The sequence below is a fragment of the Priestia sp. YIM B13490 genome (genome assembly GCF_042787735.1).
GTDB classification, from domain to species: domain Bacteria; phylum Bacillota; class Bacilli; order Bacillales; family Bacillaceae_H; genus Priestia; species Priestia megaterium.
This window is the reverse complement of the sequence record NZ_JBHZOT010000003.1, coordinates 793,919-815,723: the sequence shown is the minus strand read 5'-3', so window position 1 is coordinate 815,723 and position 21,805 is coordinate 793,919. Positions and strand designations below refer to the sequence as shown.

The 21,805-nt window shown below is 38.1% G+C and carries 20 protein-coding genes; 15 read left to right on the top strand and 5 right to left on the bottom strand.

Translation table 11 applies throughout. The features are described from left to right. Positions 1 to 230: 230 nt before the first annotated feature. On the top strand, positions 231 to 1,187 hold the full coding sequence (locus ACFX4R_RS14095; RefSeq protein ID WP_025751675.1) for an AEC family transporter: 957 nt from the start codon (positions 231 to 233) through the stop codon (positions 1,185 to 1,187). A gap of 69 nt (positions 1,188 to 1,256) precedes the next feature. Here the strand turns inward: ACFX4R_RS14095 and ACFX4R_RS14090 are convergent, their stop codons facing one another. Beyond that, positions 1,257 to 2,126 (bottom strand): LysR family transcriptional regulator, encoded by an 870-nt coding sequence (locus tag ACFX4R_RS14090; RefSeq protein ID WP_043982936.1) that lies wholly within the window; start codon positions 2,124 to 2,126, stop codon positions 1,257 to 1,259. Positions 2,127 to 2,239: 113 nt separating this feature from the next. Here ACFX4R_RS14090 and ACFX4R_RS14085 point away from each other — a divergent pair, with 113 nt between their 5' ends. Genes ACFX4R_RS14085 through ACFX4R_RS14070 form a run of 4 tightly spaced genes read left to right on the top strand, consistent with a single transcriptional unit; the run spans position 2,240 to position 4,978 of the window. Further along, on the top strand, positions 2,240 to 2,821 hold the full coding sequence (locus tag ACFX4R_RS14085; RefSeq protein ID WP_165575067.1) for a non-oxidative hydroxyarylic acid decarboxylases subunit B: 582 nt from the start codon (positions 2,240 to 2,242) through the stop codon (positions 2,819 to 2,821). 2 nt (positions 2,822 to 2,823) lie between these two features. After that, entirely contained in the window at positions 2,824 to 4,245 is a 1,422-nt protein-coding gene (locus tag ACFX4R_RS14080; RefSeq protein WP_165575068.1) for a non-oxidative hydroxyarylic acid decarboxylases subunit C, read from the top strand. Between the two features lie 16 nt (positions 4,246 to 4,261). After that, on the top strand, positions 4,262 to 4,486 hold the full coding sequence (locus tag ACFX4R_RS14075) for a non-oxidative hydroxyarylic acid decarboxylases subunit D (RefSeq protein ID WP_116516046.1): 225 nt from the start codon (positions 4,262 to 4,264) through the stop codon (positions 4,484 to 4,486). Positions 4,487 to 4,507: 21 nt separating this feature from the next. Beyond that, positions 4,508 to 4,978, top strand: a complete 471-nt coding sequence (locus tag ACFX4R_RS14070; protein WP_323619014.1) for a hypothetical protein — start codon at positions 4,508 to 4,510, stop codon at positions 4,976 to 4,978. Between the two features lie 17 nt (positions 4,979 to 4,995). On the opposite strand, the gene ACFX4R_RS14065 is transcribed toward ACFX4R_RS14070, so the two are convergent. Then, entirely contained in the window at positions 4,996 to 7,065 is a 2,070-nt protein-coding gene (locus tag ACFX4R_RS14065; RefSeq protein WP_377569799.1) for a helix-turn-helix domain-containing protein, read from the bottom strand. A gap of 169 nt (positions 7,066 to 7,234) precedes the next feature. Here ACFX4R_RS14065 and ACFX4R_RS14060 point away from each other — a divergent pair, with 169 nt between their 5' ends. The 4 genes from ACFX4R_RS14060 (at position 7,235) to ACFX4R_RS14045 (ending at position 12,841) form a co-directional block, all read left to right on the top strand. Next, a complete protein-coding gene (locus ACFX4R_RS14060; protein ID WP_165575069.1) occupies positions 7,235 to 8,458 on the top strand; it encodes an MFS transporter in 1,224 nt (407 codons plus the stop codon). A gap of 22 nt (positions 8,459 to 8,480) precedes the next feature. Beyond that, positions 8,481 to 9,932: a M20 family metallopeptidase gene (locus tag ACFX4R_RS14055; protein ID WP_377569797.1), complete on the top strand. Its 1,452-nt coding sequence runs from the start codon at positions 8,481 to 8,483 to the stop codon at positions 9,930 to 9,932. 237 nt (positions 9,933 to 10,169) lie between these two features. Beyond that, on the top strand, positions 10,170 to 11,873 hold the full coding sequence (locus tag ACFX4R_RS14050) for an NAD-dependent malic enzyme (RefSeq protein WP_162214354.1): 1,704 nt from the start codon (positions 10,170 to 10,172) through the stop codon (positions 11,871 to 11,873). A gap of 11 nt (positions 11,874 to 11,884) precedes the next feature. Beyond that, positions 11,885 to 12,841, top strand: a complete 957-nt coding sequence (locus tag ACFX4R_RS14045; RefSeq protein WP_043982913.1) for an AEC family transporter — start codon at positions 11,885 to 11,887, stop codon at positions 12,839 to 12,841. A gap of 45 nt (positions 12,842 to 12,886) precedes the next feature. Here the strand turns inward: ACFX4R_RS14045 and ACFX4R_RS14040 are convergent, their stop codons facing one another. Next, positions 12,887 to 14,065 (bottom strand): NAD(P)/FAD-dependent oxidoreductase, encoded by a 1,179-nt coding sequence (locus ACFX4R_RS14040; RefSeq protein WP_013057328.1) that lies wholly within the window; start codon positions 14,063 to 14,065, stop codon positions 12,887 to 12,889. A 33-nt stretch (positions 14,066 to 14,098) separates the two neighbouring features. Further along, a complete protein-coding gene (locus ACFX4R_RS14035; protein WP_013057327.1) occupies positions 14,099 to 14,551 on the bottom strand; it encodes a DUF1641 domain-containing protein in 453 nt (150 codons plus the stop codon). Positions 14,552 to 14,980: 429 nt separating this feature from the next. Between ACFX4R_RS14035 and ACFX4R_RS14030 the strand changes: the two genes are divergently transcribed. The 5 genes from ACFX4R_RS14030 (at position 14,981) to ACFX4R_RS14010 (ending at position 18,744) form a co-directional block, all read left to right on the top strand. Continuing rightward, the gene (locus ACFX4R_RS14030; RefSeq protein ID WP_043982911.1) at positions 14,981 to 15,397 is read left to right on the top strand and encodes a hypothetical protein; all 417 of its coding nucleotides are present in this window, start codon (positions 14,981 to 14,983) and stop codon (positions 15,395 to 15,397) included. Next, positions 15,394 to 16,677, top strand: a complete 1,284-nt coding sequence (locus tag ACFX4R_RS14025; RefSeq protein WP_043982909.1) for an ammonium transporter — start codon at positions 15,394 to 15,396, stop codon at positions 16,675 to 16,677. Before ACFX4R_RS14030 ends, ACFX4R_RS14025 begins: the two co-directional genes overlap by 4 nt. A gap of 133 nt (positions 16,678 to 16,810) precedes the next feature. After that, on the top strand, positions 16,811 to 17,008 hold the full coding sequence (locus ACFX4R_RS14020; RefSeq protein ID WP_013057324.1) for an IDEAL domain-containing protein: 198 nt from the start codon (positions 16,811 to 16,813) through the stop codon (positions 17,006 to 17,008). Positions 17,009 to 17,194: 186 nt separating this feature from the next. Next, complete coding sequence (locus ACFX4R_RS14015) at positions 17,195 to 18,352, top strand: hypothetical protein (RefSeq protein WP_165575070.1); 1,158 nt, start codon at positions 17,195 to 17,197, stop codon at positions 18,350 to 18,352. Between the two features lie 14 nt (positions 18,353 to 18,366). Continuing rightward, positions 18,367 to 18,744, top strand: a complete 378-nt coding sequence (locus tag ACFX4R_RS14010) for a hypothetical protein (protein WP_043982905.1) — start codon at positions 18,367 to 18,369, stop codon at positions 18,742 to 18,744. 39 nt (positions 18,745 to 18,783) lie between these two features. Here the strand turns inward: ACFX4R_RS14010 and brnQ are convergent, their stop codons facing one another. After that, a complete protein-coding gene (gene brnQ, locus ACFX4R_RS14005) occupies positions 18,784 to 20,139 on the bottom strand; it encodes a branched-chain amino acid transport system II carrier protein (protein ID WP_034651532.1) in 1,356 nt (451 codons plus the stop codon). Positions 20,140 to 20,525: 386 nt separating this feature from the next. On the opposite strand from brnQ, the gene ACFX4R_RS14000 reads away from it, so the two are divergent. Continuing rightward, positions 20,526 to 21,797, top strand: a complete 1,272-nt coding sequence (locus ACFX4R_RS14000) for a cation:dicarboxylate symporter family transporter (protein WP_014459829.1) — start codon at positions 20,526 to 20,528, stop codon at positions 21,795 to 21,797. Positions 21,798 to 21,805 lie beyond the last annotated feature (8 nt).

Here is a 21,805-nt window from a genome sequence, read left to right as displayed (position 1 = left end):
TTTAACTAAATGAACAGCTTCGAAGTAAATAAATGATTGCAGAAAAACAAAGTCCATGCGTTTTCATGAACCATTATACGTTACTTCATATTTGTAGAGATGTTTAGCAAAAAGGGAGATGAATGGCCTGACGTAAACAATATCCATAGACAAGCCTTAGAAGATAATTATCTTTCTAAGAAAGCAAATTTATATGATTGATTCTAATCTAAACAATGGAGTGTTCAAAAATGGAAATTAGTCAAATCTTTATTATTTTAACCCCAATCTTTTTCGTTATTTTGCTAGGTTATTTAGCAGGGTACTTTAAAAAGTTTGATGCAACAACATCTAAAGGGTTAAATACGCTTGTAACAAAATTTGCGTTACCTGCACATCTATTCGTTGGTATTACAACAACATCAAAACAAACGCTTATTGAAAAATGGCCGTTTTTACTAGCATTAGTTCTTGGTATTATTGGATTTTATGTTCTTTTCTTACTTGTGGCAAAATATGTATTCAAATACTCACTAACAGGCGCGTCTATGTTCTCTTTAAACTCTACGCAGCCAACGTTTGCGTTTATGGGTATTCCCGTATTAGGTAGCTTGTTTGGCGCGGATGTAGTAGCAATTCCAATCGCCATTACTGGTATCGTAGTAAATGCGATGCTTGATCCTTTAGCAACTATTATTGGTACGGTTGGACAACGCGAAAGAAGTGAAGGGGATTCAGAAGAAAGCTTATTTAAAGTAACCATTAAATCAATCTTACACGGTCTTTCTGAGCCGTTAGCTTGTGTTCCGTTAATCGCAGTAGTATTAGTATTATGTGGATTCCAATCTCCAGATTTATTATCAAGCAGTTTAAATCAAATTGGCTCAATTACATCAGGTGCGGCTCTATTCGCAGTTGGGGTAACAATTGGTATTCGTAAAATTCAATTTAGCCCATCGGCATTTGGTATTGCAATTTTGAAAGTGGCTATTCAGCCGCTTGTAATGTTAGGAATTGCAACAGCAATGGGTCTATCATCAGCTGATATCGTAAAATTAGTATTATTAGTAGCGTTCCCAGGTTCAGCTGTAGCAGCGATGATTTCAGTTCGCTTTGACAGCCTAGCTGGTGAAACAGCTTCAGCATTCGTACTTAGTGCCATTATGTCACTTGTTACATTACCATTGTTAATTTCTTGGTTAATGTAATCACATGCATGGATATAGAACAAAAAAGGCTTTGCTATTTTAGCAAAGTCTTTTTTTGTATATCTATACTTAAAAAAGCTTTAAAAATTCTTGAGCGATTTTGGGAAGATAACTGTCGGTACGCCACGTAACTAAAGGCTCAATTACAAATGGATTATCTTCTATGTTTAAAATTTTAATACGTTCTAGTGAAAAAGAGGAAAGCATTGAATAAGGAACAATGGCAGCACCAAGGCCACGACATACTAAATTAAGAAGCATCGCTGAGTCATGGCATTCGCATAAAATATTAGGTGTTATATCCATCTTTTTAAATTCCTTCACAATGCGATTATATATGCTTATTTCCCGGTTTGAGCGAAGAAGAATAAGAGGGAGAGAAGCAATTTCGACGACTGAAATCTTTTCTGTTGCATAACCACTTTCTTTAGGAACAGCTACAACAAAAACATCTGGTGCAAGTGTTTTTGTTTTGACATGTTTATAAGGTAAGTCAGTAGTAGTGACTGCTACATCGATTTTTCCTTCTGTTAATAATTCGTTTAAGTGAGCTGGTTCGTTTTCATAGATGTTAAAGGTGCTGTTTGGGTACTGTTTTTGAATAATAGTTAGCTTATCGAGAACCGTTGATGCACAGTAGATTGTGCATCCAATTTCAAGCTTTTCATTTGTTACGTTTTTACATTCCTGTACTTCCAATACTGATTTTTCGACCCTTTGCACAATTTCTTTCGCTCGTTTTAAAAAAAGCTCTCCTTCTACCGTTAACAATAAGCGCTTGTTATTATTTCGTTCAAAAAGCAAAAGCCCTAGCTCATTTTCGAGCTGTTTTAGCTGCCTGCTTAAAGGAGGCTGAGCCATATGCAGGCGCTTTGCTGCTTTGGTCACATTTAATTCTTCAGCTATGACAATAAAATAATGCAGCTGTCTTAATTCCACTGTATTCAACTCCATACTTTAAAGGTATTATTATATATTTTATCAATATTTTAATTGTATGGAAAATGAGTGTAAAGTTAAATGTGTAACCAACGCAGAGAGGAGGAAGAGAAATGAAAATAGCTGTAGGAATCACAGGAGCCACGGGAGCTATTCTAGGTATTCGAATTTTAGAGCTTTTGAAGAAGTCTTCTGTTGAAACGCATTTAGTCATGTCGACTTGGGCTCATGCCACAATTAAGTTAGAAACACCGTATAGCGTTCAGCAAGTAGAAGCACTAGCAGATTATTGTTATTCATATCAAGACCAAGCAGCGAAAATTTCGAGCGGTTCTTTTCGTATAGATGGAATGATTGTTAGTCCTTGCAGTATGAAAACATTAGCATCTATTCGAATGGGACTAGCAGATAACTTAATAGCGAGAACGGCAGATGTGATGTTAAAAGAAAGAAAGCCACTTGTGTTACTTCCTCGAGAAACGCCTTTGAATACGATTCACTTAGAAAACATGCTGGATCTTTCAAAAATGGGCGCTATCCTTGTGCCTCCTATGCCGGCATTTTATAACAAGCCTGAAACGATTGATGATATTGTCACTCATATTGCTGTTCGAACGTTAGATCAATTAGGAATTGAGCTTCCTGAGGCAAAAAGATGGAATGGAATTAAACATTTATCACAAGGAGGAAAATAAACATGGCTTATAAAGACTTTAGAGATTTCCTTAATACGCTACATAAAGAAGGGCAGCTACTGACGATTACAGATGAAGTGCAGCCTGATCCAGATTTAGGTTCAGCAGGTCAAGCCATCAGTAATTTAGGAGATCAAACGCCGGGATTATTATTTACCAATATTTATGGGTACAACAACGCAAAGGTAGCCCTAAACGTAATGGGTTCCTGGTCAAATCACGCGTTAATGATGGGAATGCCTAAATCAACTCCTGTAAAAGAACAGTTCTTTGAGTTTGCTCGGAGATATGAAAAATTTCCTGTCAAAGTAAAAAGAGAAGAAACGTCGCCATTTCATGAGTGTGAGATTAAAGATGATATTAACTTATTCGACCTTTTGCCGTTGTTTCGCTTGAATCAAGGAGACGGAGGCTACTATCTAGATAAAGCGTGCGTTATTTCTCGTGATCAGCATGATAAAGAGAACTTTGGCAAGCAAAACGTAGGTATATATCGTATGCAGGTCAAAGGGAAAGACCGTCTAGGCATTCAACCTGTGCCGCAGCATGATATTGCCATTCACTTGAAACAAGCCGAAGAAAAAGGTGAAAACCTCCCTGTATCAATTGCTTTAGGATGTGAGCCTGCGATTGTCACAGCAGCCGCTACGCCGCTTCATTACGATCAATCAGAGTATGAAATGGCAGGAGCTATTCAAGGTGAGCCATACAGAATTGTGAAGTCTCAGCTTTCTGATTTAGATGTACCTTGGGGAGCAGAAGTGATTTTAGAGGGAGAAATTTTAGCTGGTGAACGTGAATATGAAGGTCCTTTTGGCGAATTTACAGGTCATTACTCCGGCGGCAGAAGCATGCCTGTTATCAAAATAAATCGTGTATACCATCGCAAAGATCCTATTTTTGAAAGTTTATATATCGGTATGCCTTGGACAGAAACAGATTATTTAATTGGAATTAATACAAGCGTTCCTTTATATCAGCAGCTAAAAGAAGCATATCCTGAAGAGATTGAAGCTGTGAACGCGATGTATACTCATGGTCTCGTTGCTATCGTTTCAACAAAAAGCCGATACGGAGGATTTGCTAAGGCGGTTGGTATGAGGGCATTGACTACGCCGCATGGATTAGGATATTGCAAGCTAGTTATTTTAGTAGACGAAGATGTGGATCCGTTTAATTTACCGCAAGTCATGTGGGCGCTATCGACAAAAATGCACCCAAAACACGATGTTATAACAGTGCCTAATCTTTCAGTTCTGCCACTTGATCCAGGGTCTGAGCCGGCTGGTATTACAGATAAAATGATTTTGGATGCTACAACACCGGTTGCACCGGAAACAAGAGGCCACTATTCTCAGCCTTTAGATACACCACTTGAAACTGAGAAATGGGAAAAAATCTTAACGAATATGATGCAAAAATAAACAAGGAGGAATCGACATGCATACTTGTCCAAGATGTGAAGCCAAACAAGCGAACTTAGTATCTAAATCACCAGTTGAAGGAGCCTGGGAGATTTACTTATGCAGCGTGTGTTTGTTTACCTGGCGTTCTTCTGAACCTGAGACCATCACCAATCCTGAAAAATACCCTCGACCATTTAAAGTCAATCCAAAAGACGTACCGCTGGCAACGCACGTGCCTCCTGTGCCACCCCGATCTTAATCAGCAAAGGTGGTAAGTAAAATGAATAAAGCAGAGCTGCCAAAAGCCGTGCGCGTATTTTTAAATGGAAAAGACTTAGAAAGAAAGCAGCATGATGCAATGCTGCTATCTACAGTGACATCCGAGGGTTTTCCTCATGTAGCCATGATTAGCGCAGGAGAGCTGGTAGCTATTAGCTCTTCACGCGTCAAGCTGTTAGTATGGAAAGATACAACGTCTTCAACAAACATGATACAGAATCATAAGACAACCGTTACATTAGTTGTTGAAGGAAAAGCTTATTACATTAAATTTTGGCTAAAAAAAGAAGCTTCTGTGTTATCAGGCTATGAGCTATTTACGGGAGAAGTAGCCGCTGTTAAAGAAGATTACGCAAAATATGCAGTTTTAACATCAGGAATTCAATTTCAGCTTCATGATTCCAAAGAGGTACTGAGCCGCTGGAAGCAATCAATTGAGGCTGTTCTTTCTACTGAAAAAACCGATTCTTAAAAATAAGAATCGGTTTTTTAGCTGTAGTGAAATTTTTTTAAATAGCATGCTAGCTGAACTTTTAATAGGTGTTCACTGTTTGTAAGTGATATGTTCATTTTTTCTTCAATTTTTTTCAACCGCTGATAGAGTGTATTAACATGAATATGAAGCTGCTTAGCTGTAAGTGAAGCAGAGCGGTTATTATCTAAATACGCTTCTAGCGTTTGCTCTAAAGGTTCATCGTTTGAATGATTGTTCTTAAGAGGGAGAAATACTTCATCAATAAAGGTTTTGACTTCTTCTTTCGATTGATTAATAAATAGCCGGTTAATTCCTATTTCCTCATACAACATGCATCCATCTTGCTGCTGAGACAAAAGGTAAGAGACAGCTTTTTCAGCTTCACTATAACTTTTTCCTATTTGAGTAAAGTGGGAATACCGACTTCCAATCCCTGTTTTTACACGACATTCATTGTAGTAACGCCATTTTGAGAGTAAATCTTCTAATTGTTTGATAATAGCATGATGTTTTTCATAAGGGTCAAGCGTAAATACAATGGTTACTTTGGTGTCGAATCCGTATACGACCGGTGCTTTTGAGCTGAAAACCGATTTGATGTCAGATACAAGGCGATGAAGGTGTAAGTTTAAGAGCTGCAGGTCCGCTTGTGAACGAATGGTAATGAGAGCGACCAGAATATGCTTTTTTGTATCAATGTTTAACTCAGCCGCTTTTTGATACAGCAAAGTGGTGTCATAACACGATAAGTATTCACTAAATAATTCATGTGTTCGCTTGTAAAATAAATCAACTAACGTTTGTTTTTTCAGCATTTCTAATGCAATAACAGAGCTGCTTTGTTCGAGTGCCACTTGATCTAGAGAGGAAAGATTTCCTTGCATAATAAGTAACCCTAAGAGCGTGTCAATGCCGTGTATGGGGTGAATGTACACACTGTGTGCCTCATTGTTTGCCTCAATAGTATAAAAACAAGGCTTTGTATGTAAAAGAAAATGCGTGTGAAATTCAGCTGCTTTTGTGTCTATATCAAAGAATTTTAAAAAGCCATAGGTCTTATTATCAACAAAATCTACAATGGTGACAGGAGATGTAACCATTCGGCGCAATTCGGTAAGTATCGGTTCAATTCCTTTACTTTGAAGTGAAACATTCATGAATGTACGATGAATTTGATCGCGGCGTATTAAAAGTTCATTTTGGTTTTTTACATCTTCAAAAAGCGCTGAGTTTAAGAGAGCAATCGATACTTGATCGGAAAAGCTTTCTAACAATTCTTTATCCTCTTCATTTAAAAGAGGGGCTGTACCGTTTTGATAAATAATGAGTACGCATACCGTTTGTTCTTCCATACAAATTGGGACAGAAATAATAGATTGAATGTTTGTAAACGTATAGGACTGATTAAGATAATGAATATTGTCGTCAGTCATAGTAGAAGAATCGCGTAATATAGCCTTTAAGTTTGTATACATATAGCTTTTATTATGCTGAAATGTCTTTCCGATAATTCCTTCGCCAACTTTCATTTTCATGTTTTGAATTTCATTGTTTGGCCCCCCGGACCAGGCGCGAGGCAAAAGAAATTGAGTGGAAGAATCAAACATCCACAGCACGCCCATATCCGCAACAGAAATAACTGAAAGAGCATTTTCAAGAATTCTTGTTAATAGAAAATCTGAGTCTTGTAAAAGTGAGATTTCCTTAATGCTTTTCATAAGCACGTTTAAAATGTGCTCATGCCGCTCTAGCTTTTTTTGCAGCATATAAGGAGAAAAGGTAGCTGATAGCTGTTTTATTTGTGGGGGTGTCCAGTCATGCTTAGCAAGTATGCGAACAACAAACGCATAGCGATTTGGAAAGGATAAATAAATTTCCTCGAACTCTTCATATGCCGTATGCTTTTGAAAGGAATCACTGCCGTTATGTAGGCTAGTGGGAGGAGTGTAAGTCAGGGATGAGCATGAAGAACTGGAAAAAATCACGTTAAAATTTGCAGAATCAATACTTGCCCAAATCTGATAAGGACTATTTTTGATAATAGATGTAAGATAACCTTTCATATTAGCTAATAAATCACTCATGTTAACAACCCCTTATAGACTACTTAATGTAAAAAAATACATAGTTATAGTTCTTATTATATAGAAATACACATTGAAAAAATAGTCAGAATTTTTTAATATTTATATAACGAATTGATTTGTTACAAAACATTACATTAAATGGAATAAAAAGGAGATGAGTGCATTTATGTTAGTAAGGTCGAACTGGAAATACGTCATTTTATTTTTATTATTTTTAGGCTGGTCGCTTGGAAACTTAGATCGTTTTATTATTAATTACGCTATTTTAGATATTTCGAAAGATCTACATCTGAATGCTTCTTCTACAGGCATCATCTTAAGCAGCTTTTTTGCAGGATACGCACTGATGCAAATACCTGGGGGGTGGCTAGCAGACCGCTTTGGATTTAAAAAAGTCATTACAATCGCCGTTCTTTTATGGTCTTTGTTTACGGTTTTTACCGGAATGGCCTGGTCTTTTGCTTCTATTATTATCATTCGCTTTTTATTTGGTTTAGGGGAAGGAAGTTATTTTCCATCTGCATCAAAAGGAATCGCAGGGTGGTTTCCTCAGCAAGAACGCAGTAGAGCCATGTCCTTTTTGTTATCGTCAGGTACGATTATGGGCGTGGTTACACCAATTCTAGCGACGCAGCTGATGCAAACGATAAGCTGGAGAAGTATCTTTTATATCATAGGAGCCATCGGACTCGTTATTACAGTTCTGTTTGTTTTTTTACTGAAAGAAAAGCAGCAGAGAGAAAAAACAGAGATTTCTGCTATTCCTGCTAAGCAGATGACATTAAAAGAAATTATCAAAACTCCGATGATTTGGAATTTATTTATTGCATACTTCAGTATCTACGCCATTAACTGGGGGCTCATGTCGTGGATGCCTACATATTTAGCCGAAGTAAGACATCTGAATTTAACGGACATCGGTTTTCTTTCCGCTATCCCAGCATTTGTAGGCATTATAGGAATGTTTGTTAGCGGCTTTGTTTTAGACAAGCTTCCGGACGGAAAAGACAAGACGATAGCGGCGGTGTTTGGTTTACTGATGGGTATTTTTCTTTGCTTTATGGCCATTTCACCTAGCGTAGGCATGTTTATCGTTTTTCAAAGTGCCGTCACCTTACTGTTTTCGTTTAATGTGATTTTAATCGCTTCAGCTCCTTTAAAAATGCTGCCTGAATCAGTGGTCGGTTCAGCAAATGGTTTTATTAATACAGGGGCTCAAGCAGCCGGCGTATTAACCCCGATGCTTATTGGTTTTTTAGTACAGTCGTTTGGCGGGTCGTATAATGCAGCGTTTGCTTTATTAATTATCTGCGCTCTTGTCTGTGCTATTTCGTTATTTTCGATTCGACCTGCAAAAGTGGTAGTGGACGCACAAAATGCTGTTAAATAATGAGGAAAAAGGAGAGTGTCTCATGGATATTATTAAAGAAGTCGAACAACTTATTGAAAAAAAGCGAAACGAGCTAACTCAAATCAGTGATCAAATATGGGAATATGCAGAAACGAAGTTTGAAGAGTATAAGTCGGCACAGCTAATTTGCGACATGTTAGAAAAAGAAGAGTTTACGCTTCGTACACATATCGCTAACCTTGAAACAGGTTTTATTGGAAGTTACGGGAACGGTTATCCGATCATCGCTATTCTCGGTGAATACGATGCGCTTACGGGGCTGAGTCAAAAAGATAAGTGCGCAGTAGCAGATCCGGTCAAAAAAAACGGAAATGGCCATGGGTGTGGACATAACCTACTTGGCGTAGGCTCACTAGCAGCTGCGCTTGCTGTCAAAGAATATTTAAAAGAAAAAAATGTTCCGGGGACCGTTCGATACTATGGATGTCCAGCGGAAGAAAGTGGTTACGGAAAGACGTATATGGTACGAGAAGGAATTTTTCACGATGTAGACGTCGCGTTGTCATGGCATCCCGCTACCGTTAATGGTGTTATGCATACGTCATCAAATGCGGTTATGCAAGCAGCTTTTAAATTTAAAGGAAGAAGCAGTCATGCAGCTGCTAGTCCTCATCTTGGCAGAAGCGCTTTAGACGCTGTAGAGTTGATGAACATTGGTGTAAATTATATGCGTGAACATATGATTGATGAAGCGCGCGTACACTATGCGATTACAAACAGCGGAGGCATCTCTCCTAATGTTGTTCAAGCAGAAGCGGAAGTCATGTACTTAATTCGTGCTCCGAAGCCATCTCAAGTAAAAGAACTTTTTAAACGCGTTGTGAAAATTGCAAATGGAGCAGCTTTAATGACTGAAACACAAATGGAACAGGAAATTCAAGGAGCCTGTGCTAATCTAATTCCAAATCAAACAATGGAGCAGCTGATGCATAAACAAATGATGCAGATAAATTTGGCTGAGGTGAAACATGAAGAAATAGCTTTTGCCAAAGCTATTTACGAGTCTACATCCGCTGAAGATAAAGAAGCAGCAAAAAAACAAGTGGGTTCACTGCTAGACAAAGCTTTAGCGGATCATCCAGTCTTCAATCAAATTGCTCCTATGTCTAAAAATGTTTCCTTCATGACAGGATCAACTGATGTCGCAGACGTTAGCTGGAATGTTCCAACTGCACAGTGCGTGACCGCAACGTGGGCTTATGCTACGCCGTTTCATACATGGCAAGCTGTTGCTCAAGGGAAAACGGAGTATGCCCACGATGCGATGTTATTGGCTGGAAAAGCCATCGCGGCTACGGCGATTGAAATGATAGAAAATCAAGAGCTGATTAGTCAAGCCAAACAAGAGCTGGAGGATAGACTAGAAGGGGAAAGCTATGAATGTCTTGTGCCTTCTCATATACAGCCGCCTAATTACTCAGAAAGTGAGCAAGAAGACTATAGCGTAGTATAAAAAACGAAGCGGGGAAAAACGTATTTTCGTGTAAGGAAGATCCGAACGATGAATCGTTCGGATTTTTTATTGTTAGGTTGAACACAGGTTTCATTTATCCCGTTTGTTCGTCTTTAGATTGGATTGATGTAGTTATGGCTCAATCTCTTTTTTGTTTTCATTAAAAATAAATGGTTAAAAATATATCTCTTTGCTGAACCTAACCCTATCTAATTGTTCAAGAAAAGAGGTAAAAACATGAGAGCATATAAAGTAGAAAAAGATGGGTCAATTTCAACTTCACTAAAAGGAAAATCAGTTTTATCTACTTCTTATTTAAATAAAGGTTCTGCTTTTACTGAAGAAGAAAGAGAAGAGCTTCATCTGCAGGGACTTCTCCCTCCAACGGTTTTAACGTTAGAAGAACAGGCAAAAAGAGCATATGAACAGTTCAAAAAAGCACCGAATGATCTTCAAAAAAATAATTCGTTGAATGATCTACATAACCGGAACGTTGTCTTATTTTATCGTTTATTAACCGATCATTTAAGTGAAATGCTTCCCATTATTTACACGCCTACTGTAGGTCAATCCATCCAAGAATACAGCCATGAATACCATCGACCTGACGGACTATATTTATCCGTAAATGAAGCGGATCGATTAAGTGATGCGATTGAAAACTTAGGACTCGACGGCGAAGATATTGATTTGCTTGTTGTAACGGATTCAGAAAGTATTTTAGGAATTGGGGACTGGGGTGTAGGAGGAATAAATATTGCCGTTGGAAAGTTAGCGGTCTACACAGCTGCAGCGGGAATTGACCCAAGCCGCGTACTGCCTATTGTTCTTGACATGGGAACCAATAACAAAAAGCTTCTTGAAGATCCTTTGTATTTAGGAAATCGTCATGAACGAGTAAAAGGAGAAGACTATAATCGTTTTATTGCTCAATTTGTAAAAGAAATAACGACCAAGTTTCCTAAAGCGCTTCTTCATTGGGAGGATCTTGGGAATATTAACGCGCGTCACATTATGAAAGAATACGGCGATAAAATTTTAACGTTTAATGATGATATTCAAGGAACCGGAGTAATTACTCTTGCAGCCGTTTTAACAGCGGTGCGCATTACAGGAACGCCCCTAAAAGATCAGAGGGTTGTTGTATTTGGACCGGGATCTGCTGGAATCGGGAATGCTGATCGTATTCATAGTTCGATGATGCTTGAAGGGCTGTCTGAAGAAGAAGCATATGATCGTTTTTGGGCATATGATTACAGAGGTCTGTTAACCGAAGATATGGAAGATTTAGCTCCTTTTCAACAGCCGTATGTTCGCCAAAATGAAGAGATTAAAGAATGGGAAAAAGACGATGAAAATAAAATTTCACTGTTGGAGCTTGTTAAGCAAGTGAAGCCAACGATTTTAATTGGAACGTCAGGCGTCACGGATGCTTTTACTGAAAAAATTATTAAAGAAATGGCAAAGCATGTAGAGCGCCCGGTGATTATGCCGCTTTCAAACCCAACTAAACTTGCTGAAGCTGTTCCGGAAAATATTATAAAATGGACGGAAGGAAAAGCCCTTATTGCAACGGGAAGTCCATTTGAACCCGTTGAATATAACGGGCACACTTATGAAATCGGACAGGCTAATAATGCGTTTGTGTTTCCGGGTCTTGGTTTAGGTGCAATTGTCGTTCGCGCTCAAAAGTTTACTGAATCTATGTTTGCAGAAGCAGCCAATGCAGTAGCGCGTATAGCAGAAACAGATACAAAAGGAGATACGCTTCTTCCCAACATTAAAGATCTTCAAAAAGTATCAAAGGCGGTTGCTGTAGCAGTTGCTGATGCTGCTGTAAAAGATAACGTAGCAACTGTTACGGAGCAAAATGTAAATAAACTTGTAGAAGCAGCGGTATGGCAGCCTGCTTATAAACCGGTTAAGGCAAAAAATGAATGAGGTGATGATAAATGAGCATAGGTCAAATTTTTCTCATTCTCGCGCCTATCTTTTTTGTCATTTTGCTTGGTTATTTAGCAGGGCACTTTAAAAAATTTGATAAGCAAACGTCTAAGGGGCTCAACACATTAGTAACGAAGTTTGCGCTTCCTGCACACTTATTTGTAGGTGTAACGACAACCCCAAGAAAAACACTCATAGACGAATGGCCGTTTTTAGTAACGCTGATTTTAGGAATCGTCGGGTTTTACCTCATTATATTGCTCGTCGTGAAGTATGCAGGGAAGCATACGTTAACTTCTTCTTCTATGTTTGCCCTAAACTCAGCTCAGCCAACGTTTGCTTTTATGGGCATTCCAGTACTCGGAGGATTGTTCGGTGCAGGCGCCGTAGCGATTCCAATTGCCATAACAGGCATCGTAGTAAACGCGATTTTAGATCCGCTGGCAACGATTTTAGGAACCGTTGGACAACGGGGGCGAAAAGAAGGGGAAGAGAAAACAAGTTTATTCAAAGTAACGGTTCATTCCATTTTGCATGGTTTATCTGAGCCTTTGGCATGTGTACCGTTAATTGGAGTGATTTTAACGCTTTGCGGCTTTCAGTCACCTAAACTTTTACAGGATATGCTTGATCAAATCGGAAGTATCACATCGGGAGCAGCTTTGTTTGCGGTAGGAGTAACGATTGGAATTGGAAAAATTAACTTCAGTAAAGGTGCGCTTGGGATCGCTGTCTTAAAAGTAGCGGTTCAACCCATCGTTATGCTCGGAATTGCAGTATGGATAGGATTATCTTCAGATGAAGTGACAAAAGCTATTTTGCTGGTAGCTTTTCCTGGGTCTGCTGTAGCTGCGATGATTGCTTTGCGGTTTGAAAGCTTGGAAAATGAAACGGCGTCTGCTTTTGTCATTAGTGCTATTTTATCGTTGATTACGCTGCCGCTTCTTATTTCTTGGCTTATGTAAATAAAAAAACGAAAGAGGAGAATTCCTCTTTCGTTTTAAGACGGATTAATAAGCTAATGCAAATAATCCTTTGATATGAGATAAGTAACGAACGTTACTTGCTTCTTTCATAAGTGATGCTGGTAAACCTTTTAATTGCGTTTTGTTTCCGCCGATTGTACCAATTGCATCTTTGCGTCCAAGACTTCCTAGTGTACCAGAGAAGACAGGAACGAATGATTCCATTGCTCCGCCGCGAATAGCTACTGCTAAGTTCACGCCTACAACTTCACCCATTTGCCAAGCTAATTGAGCAGTAGGTGGGTAAGGGCGACCTTCTGGACCCATTACAACCGCTGAGTCACCAGCAAGGAATACATCTTTATGAGATGTAGATTGTAAGAATTCATTTACAAGTGCACGACCGCGGTTTACTTCGATACCTGAGTTAGCAACTACAGAGTTACCTTGAACTCCGCCAGTCCATACCATTGTTTTTGTTTCAATTTTGCTGCCGTCTTTAAGTTCAACAGTTGTAGCATCCATTTTTGTTACAGGTGTACCAGTAACAAATGTAACGCCACGTTTTGTTAAGCTTGATTGAGCGCGCTCTACTAATTCAGCAGGGAAGCCTGGAAGAACTGTAGGAGCTGCTTCTACACAGTATAGAGAAATTTCTTTCGGATCAACACCGTGTTTTAGACATAGGCTTGGCATTAAGTCAGCGTATTCACCAACAAGTTCGATACCTGTTAATCCGCCACCGCCAACTACGATTGTACCGTCAGCTTTATTTTTTGTTTTGCTGTATTCAGCGATACAAGCTTCTACGTGTGCACGTAAACGGTTTGCATCATTTACTGATTTAAGAACGAAGCTGTGCTCTTCTAAACCAGGGATACCGAAGTAAGCAGTTTCACTACCTAAAGCTGTAACAAGGTAGTCGTAGCTTAATTTTGTACCATCTTCAAGAGATACTTCACGTTGATCTGGTGAGATTTCTTTTACCGTTGCAATTTTTAAATCAACGTTGTAGTTTTTAAGTAATTTATCAAGTGGTAAAGCTACCGCTTGTTCAGAAACGCCGCCTACAGCTAGACGGTGTAATTCTGTAATGATTTGGTGAGTAGCAAAACGGTTCACTACTGTAATTTTTGCTTCATCCGCACTTAGGTGTTGGCGAGCTGTCATTGCAGTTAATAAACCACCGTAACCGCCGCCTAAAATTAAAATATGTTTTGACATAGTCGATCCTCCGTCCACACTTTTTAATGAAAATTATTTTTGTTTTTCGTTTGTAATGTCTAAATACGCTTGTGCAAAGCGGAATAGTTTTTGAGCTTGTGGATCTTTAAGCATGCGTAATAAACCGAATAAACCGATTGAATTAGAAGCATTTGCTTCTGCACGATCGTTTGCTTCGATTGCAGTAGCTGCAAGACCTTTTACTGTTCCTTCTACCGGCTCGATAAATTCTTTTACTCCACCAAGTAGATCTTCTTTTAATACGTCGTCAGTTAATAATGATTGCGCAACGTCGTAAGTTTTTGTAAGCACCGTTACCATTTCAGATAATTTTGGTAAATTATCTACAAGAACAGTAAGAGCTTCTTGTACTTCAGGCTTTAACAATTGATCTAACACATCCGCTTGACCTTTGTTAACTGCCGCTTCTGTTTGTACAGCAGCATTTTCCTCTGCAGCTGATTTTTGAATAGTTGATTGAGACATGAAAAGTCCTCCTTTGCTGGATACTGTTGCATATGTAGTTCCTAGTTATCTGCTAGACTTTCAAACTACATTGTGAAGTTGTGAAATCTTGCACATAATTCTATTTTAATTTTAATACGAGATAAAATCAACTCATTTCGTTGAAAAAATAAGTGAAGAACCTCGTAACCCTTTGTTTAATAAAAGTTTATAAGAAATAAAGCCAATAATTGCCTAGGTAAATAAAATTAAAATAGGGAACTAACATGATTCCTCTTCCTACGATAAAACAAATAACGTCATATTTCAACACATACGAACTTAATATTCTATAAGTAGTAAAAAGATAGGGCGCATTTACTATTTAAAGAGTTTTCAAAAAATTACATTGACTTACTATAGCGTTCTACATATAATCAGAATATAACATCTTATGTAAGGAGATATAACATGGTTATAGTGGATGAACTTTATCATAATGTGATCATTACATTGCCTCAATTAAAATTAATTGAATTTATAATGAAGTTAAAAGAAGCTAAAGCACAAGAAATAGAAGATATAAAAACGAAAATTAGTAAATACGAAGAGAAGAAACGTGCTGAAGAAGCTTGGTATCAATCACTATCACCGTTTCGTAAATTTTTTACCGGGCGTCCTTTAAGTCAGCATCAAGCGGTCGAGTATATGGTATACGTAAAGGAACGCTTTAAAAAAATTGATCACCTTAAAGCACAAATGCGAGAACTTCATGAAGTTCTTGAATTAATAAAAGCGGAAAATGAAGAAACAAGTGAAATTACGCTTTCGCCTGCTATTGTACAAGAAATAAAACGATTAAAAAGCAGTGGAGGCGTTGGGATATGAGTGTTAATGAACTAAGTTTAGGGATAAATACAACGTGGGTCGTGTTAACAGCGGCGATGATTTTGTTAATGGAAGGCGGCTTTGCCTTGTTAGAGGCAGGTTTTGTCCGCTATAAAAATAGCGTGAATATTATTATGAAAGTATTCGCTGATATTACAATAGGAACGCTTTGTTTCTATTTAATTGGTTTTGGATTAATGTACGGTGATGATTTAGGTGGAGTTGTTGGTAAAAGCGGTTTTGCGCTCTCGGGTAATTTATCGCACCTTGACATTCCAATTGGACTTGAAACGTTTTGGCTGTTTCAATGTGCGTTTGTTATTGCGGTCATTTCTATCGTTTCTGGAGCGGTAGCAGAACGAATTAATTTCCGCGCATATCTTTTATATGCGATTTTGATGACTACATTTATTTATCCTATAGCCGGCCACTGGATTTGGGGAGGCGGATGGATTAGTAAGTTAGGGATGCTTGATTTTGCCGGTTCGGCAGTTATCCATGCTCTTGGCGGTTTTTCAGCTTTAGCAGCTGCAATAATGATTGGACCGAGGAAAGGGAAGTTCACGAAAAATGGAATCAGTTCTGTTTCTCTTCCAAGCAATTTGCCGCTTGCATCAGTGGGTGCTTTTTTATTATGGTTTGGATGGTTCGGGTTTAATGCAGGAAGTACGCTAAGTGCCACTGACGTTAGAATTGGTCACATTGCTATTGTCACAATGTTATCAGCAGCAGCAGGCGGAGCAGCTACTTTATTTTATACTTTATTTCGCTACAACCGTTCAGATGCACCTTCTGTAATAAATGGATCGCTTGCCGGACTGGTTGGCATTACGGCCGGGTGCGCTTTTGTTAACACACCATCTGCTATTTTTATTGGAGCTGTATCTGGCTTATTAATGATGGCAGCTACAAACTGGCTCGAAGCACGTCAAATCGACGATCCTGTAGGAGCTTTTCCTGTACACGCTGCTTCGGGAATATGGGGTACGTTGGCTGTAGGCTTGTTTTCTACAGACGGCGGTGTGTTTACCGGAGGGAGCTGGACGTTACTTGGCGTTCAACTTCTTGGGTTAATCGCTCTATGCGCTTGGGGATTTGTTACGACGTGGATAGGGTTAAAGGTTATTTCCTTGGTGGTTCCGCTTCGATCTACGGAAGAAGAAGAAGAAGTGGGCTTAGATATCAGCTACCACGGTATCATGGCAGCTCATCAGGCTCCTGAATTTATTGAATATGAAAACTACTATGCGGAAGTAAAAGAAAAAGCCGCAGATTCGTAATAAAAGGCCGCGCTTTATAACAAAAGGGCGGCCTTTTTATATGAAAAAAATAGATTTAAAATACTTGGTTTAAATGATTGAAAAGTCAGAATATTTGTGTTATATTATAAAAAAGCCAAGGAGTTGATTTCTTATGAAAAAGAATTTACTTAATTCACCGCAAAAATCCAACGGAAAGGTGCTTGATGCATTATTCGCTGAGATGATTTTAGACAAGGCGATTGCAGAATTTCGTAAAGCACAGCTAAAAGAAGAAATCGACCGCACGCTATTGATGAAAAATAAAGAAGAGTTTTTGAAACTCTCATCAGAACTTAAACAAATTTCTTAATTACTTACTATACTTCACACACCATCTATTTTTAGGTGGTGTGTTTTATTTTTGAGACCTACTAAAAGGGATTAATTAGTAATAATTATGAATATATTCCTATTTAAAACTTTATTTACATTAATTGTATTGACTTCTTTTATGGATTTTTTTAACATAAACAAGAATTAAAGAGGAGGGGTTTGGTTGGGACATCTATTATTAGTAGATAGCTTGATTGCGGGTATTGTTTGCATTGTGTTAGGAATTTTATTTAGAGCTCATAAAACAAGCAAATTTTTGTATGGCATAGGGATTGTATTTGGTCTTATTTTTGTCATTGGGACGGTCACTCATTCTCCATCTAATACAGAAACTTCATCAGTTACAGCTGAGAAAGTAGAAGCAAATCAAAAAGACAGTAAAGACACATCAGAACTTAAAGCTCTCGTTACTAAGGGAATGACAGATAAGGAATTTCAAAAAGAAAAAGAGAAAGCCGCTTTTCAACAGTCAGACTTAATTGCGTTAGGTAACGGAGAAGTCGGATATGTGATCAAAGCTGAAGACGGTTACGTTGTAGCTGATACGAATGGCGAAACCATTTCAAGCGTTGAAACGTTTAAAACGGCTGATGAAGTAGAACAGTATGAATTAAATGAAGTTAAAAAAGTACATAAAGATGTAAGGACAGTTGATGCTCATTATACAGCTTCAGATTTAGAAAGCTTAGAAGATTTTGATCAAAAAATTAATGAAGTGCTGAAGCGCGTTAATCTTACAAAAAAGGAGTTTAATGAACTAAAATTAAAGGATGTTAAAACATTAACTTCTCATGAAATAGAAGTAATGAAGGCTATACGTGACTCTGTTTCACCCCTTACAAAAGATACGCTGCTGCAAAAAACGATCCCTGCTAAAGATATTGAAAAGTATGTAGATGGATCTTATACAGCAGTGGGAGGATATGTAGCTAAAGCTGAAGATGTTCATGATATTACTTCGTACAAAGAATTTGTTGAAAGCTTACGTTTAGATTACACCGATGGTTCAGGCAAAAGGCCGTTTCCTGAAGAAGGATCGACATACGGCGTAATCAAATTCAAATCGCAAGCGGTAAGCCATGTTGATATTCCCTACGGGACTGTGTTCGGAGGAAAAACAACAGACGGACCTCCATGTACGCTTAATGGGTTTACAGGATCTCGAAACGGGGAAACCGTTCCAGAGTTCAAATTTGATAACTATTATCCACCAGCAAACGGAGCGGAACTATACCAAGTGGTAAATGGGGAAGAAGTACTTTTAGCTACCTATGTGGTAGAAGAAAAACGATTTGTGCCAGCGGTTGCTAATCCAATGTAAAGGACTGGTTTTTTGTGATTCGAAAAGGTTTGTATGCAGCATATAATGAACGAGATTACGAATGTTATGAAACGGAAAACGGGTGTGTAAAGCTGATTAGCTATGATAAAGGCGATGTAGCAAATGGATTCATTCCATACAATGACACTACTTTCACAAAAGAAGTTCCTCGTGATGCTGTTGAAGAAGTGTTTTTTGTAGCTCCGTATGCTACTTATCAAAATGAAACGTTTGGTGTGTCAGATGCTTCTGATCGTCGAGTGCTTTTGACCACATCTGAAAAAGAAAAAGCTGATAAATATCATTTTCAACGAACGGATAAATATCTATACGAAAAACATGTGTTAAAAGAAGAAGTAAAGTTAATGGAGAAAAAAACTCCTTATTCATAAGACCCCATAATAAAAAGAGGATGCACTCGCATCCTCTTTTTATTTAATCAATTTTCTTGAAGTGTTTCTGTTCGTATTATCATTTGTACGAAGGAAGGTAATGCCAAGACCGATTAATCCTCCTACGATAGCAGGAACTACCCAGCCGAGACCCACTCCATACATAGGTAGAATGGATGTAAACAGATCGTTTACTGCCGCAATTTTGAATCCAGCAGCATTTAAGCCATCAAATAAACTAACGATAAACGTGAACAGAAGGCTTACTTGGTAAACTTCAGAACGTCCTTTAAATAAAGGATGTAAGAATGTTAAAGCAATTAACACAATAGCTAACGGATAAATAGCTGTTAAGACGGGAACCGAAATAGCGATTAATTCCGTTAAACCAAAGTTTGCTACAACGGCGCTGAATGCTGATAAAATGACAGCAATCAACTTATAAGAAACCCTTGGAAACAGCTTATGGAAGAAAGATGAACAAGATGTTACAAGGCCTACACTTGTTGTTAAACAAGCAACGGTAATCATCAGACCTAAAAGAATTCCTCCGTAAGAGCCGAAGTAGTAATTTGATACTTCAGCCAAAACCGTACCTCCGTTATCAAGACGTCCAAGCTCTGATACGCTTGAAGCACCCATATAAGACAATGCACTATAAATAAGAGCTAAAATAACGGCAGCGATAGCCGTAGCTTTTGCACAAATTGTGATGATTTGTCGGTTGGTTTTTGCTCCTTTTTCTTTAATTGCATTAATAATAATAATTCCAAAAACAAATGATGCTAGTGTATCCATTGTTAAGTAGCCTTCTTGGAAGCCTTTAAAAAATGAGTGTGTTGTATAAGCTTCGCTTGGTGCTTCAAATTTTCCAATTGGGTTCACAACGGCTACAACTACCAATATTCCAATAAACGTTAATTTAATAGGTGTTAAAACTTTTCCTACTAAATCGACAATTTTCGCAGGATTTAGCGAAAAAAAGCAGGTAATAGTAAAGAAAATTACCGTGAAAATGATAAGGGGAAGATGCCCTGGATTTTCTGATAAAAAAGGCTTAACGCCAATTTCGAACGAAACGCTTCCCGTTCTTGGCATCGCAAAAAGCGGTCCGATTGCCAAGTATAAAATCGTAGTAAAGATAATACCGAAAGCTGGGTGTACGCGACTAGCTAAAGACTGCAAATCCTCTTTTCCGGAAAAACCAAATGCGAGAACGCCTAGAAGAGGCAGACCTACACCCGTTACTAAAAATCCAGCGTTTGCTGACCAAATATTGCTTCCAGCAGACTGACCTAACATTGCAGGAAAGATTAAATTACCTGCGCCGAAGAATAGGGCAAAAAGCATAAAGCCAATAACCACTATAAATGAAAAAGGAACTTTGTTTGACACGTTAAAACCTCCAAAATTATAAATGCTTTTTATTATCGTGTTGAATAATTAAAATTTTCAGAATTTTATATTCGAATAATAAAAATAAACATGTATCGTATTATACTAACCTAAAATGCATATTTCAATATAAAATTTTATTTTTTTAATTTATTCGCTGAAATAGCAAAAATAGAAAAATACTTAGCAAAAAAATCTCAATATACAACAATTATTTGATATGATAAAACAGAACCGTGGCTTTTAAAAATTCGCATGTGCGGCCTTACATCCTTTTAGTAAAGAACTGTTTACATAAGGTGCTGTAAGGATGTATATTTATACACGGTTCGCGGAACCGCATATGCTCGATGGATGAAAGTCAACTGTGCGAAAGGAGCAAGAAAGTGAAAAGGTTAGGTCTAGCAACTCAGATTCTAATTGGACTGATTTTAGGCGTAGCTGTAGGTGCTATTTTTTATGGAAGCGATACAGCCATTTCTATTTTACAGCCGGTTGGAGACATATTTATTCATTTAATTAAGATGATTGTCGTACCGATTGTGATTTCAGCATTAATCGTAGCGGTCGCAGGAGTAGGCGATATCAAAAAATTAGGTAAGCTTGGCGGAAAAACAATTCTTTATTTTGAAATTGTTACAACCATTGCTATTGTAGTGGGGATTATTGCCGCGAACTTATTCCACCCTGGTGCAGGGGTTGATATGGGACATATTGAAAAAAGCGATATTTCTCAATATGAGGCAACGGCAAAAACGTCTGAAAGTACTGGCATTGCTCAAGAGCTTCTTCATATTGTTCCAACAAACGTCTTTCAATCGGTAGCAGAGGGCGATCTTTTACCAATCATTTTATTTTCCGTACTGTTTGGTGTAGGCGTAGCTTCGATTGGAGAGAGAGGAAAACCTGTTTTAGCCTTTTTTGAAGGCGTCTTGGATGCAATGTTTTGGGTAACTAATTTGGTGATGAAATTTGCTCCAGTAGGTGTATTTGCACTTATTGGTGTTAATATTATAAAGTTTGGTGTCGGATCACTTATTCCATTAGGAAAATTAGTGTTCGCCGTTTACTTCACCATGATTTTCTTTGTGCTTGTGGTTCTTGGAATTATTGCTAAAATGGCTGGAACAAGCATGTTTACGCTGATAAAAGTGTTAAAAGACGAGCTGCTTCTTGCTTTTACAACGGCAAGTTCAGAAGCCGTTTTACCATCTCTTATCAAAAAGATGGAAGACTTCGGTTGTTCTAAATCGGTTACATCGTTTGTTATTCCAACAGGCTACACGTTTAACTTAGATGGTTCAACCATTTATCAGGCGCTGGCATCGCTGTTTATTGCTCAAATGTACGGCATCGACCTTTCCATTATGGATCAAATTCAGCTCCTTCTTGTGCTAATGTTAACCTCAAAAGGAATGGCTGGTGTACCGGGAGCATCGTTTGTAGTTGTACTTGCTACACTTGAATCTATGGGCTTCCCTCTTGAAGGCATGGCATTTATTGCAGGAATTGACCGCATTCTTGATATGATGCGTACCACAGTTAACGTAGTAGGAAATGCTTTAGCTGCAATTGTGATGTCAAAGTCTGAAGGCGAATTTGATAAGCAAAAATCATTAAATTATACAAATGAATTAAAGAAATCAAACATAGCTTAAAACAAAAC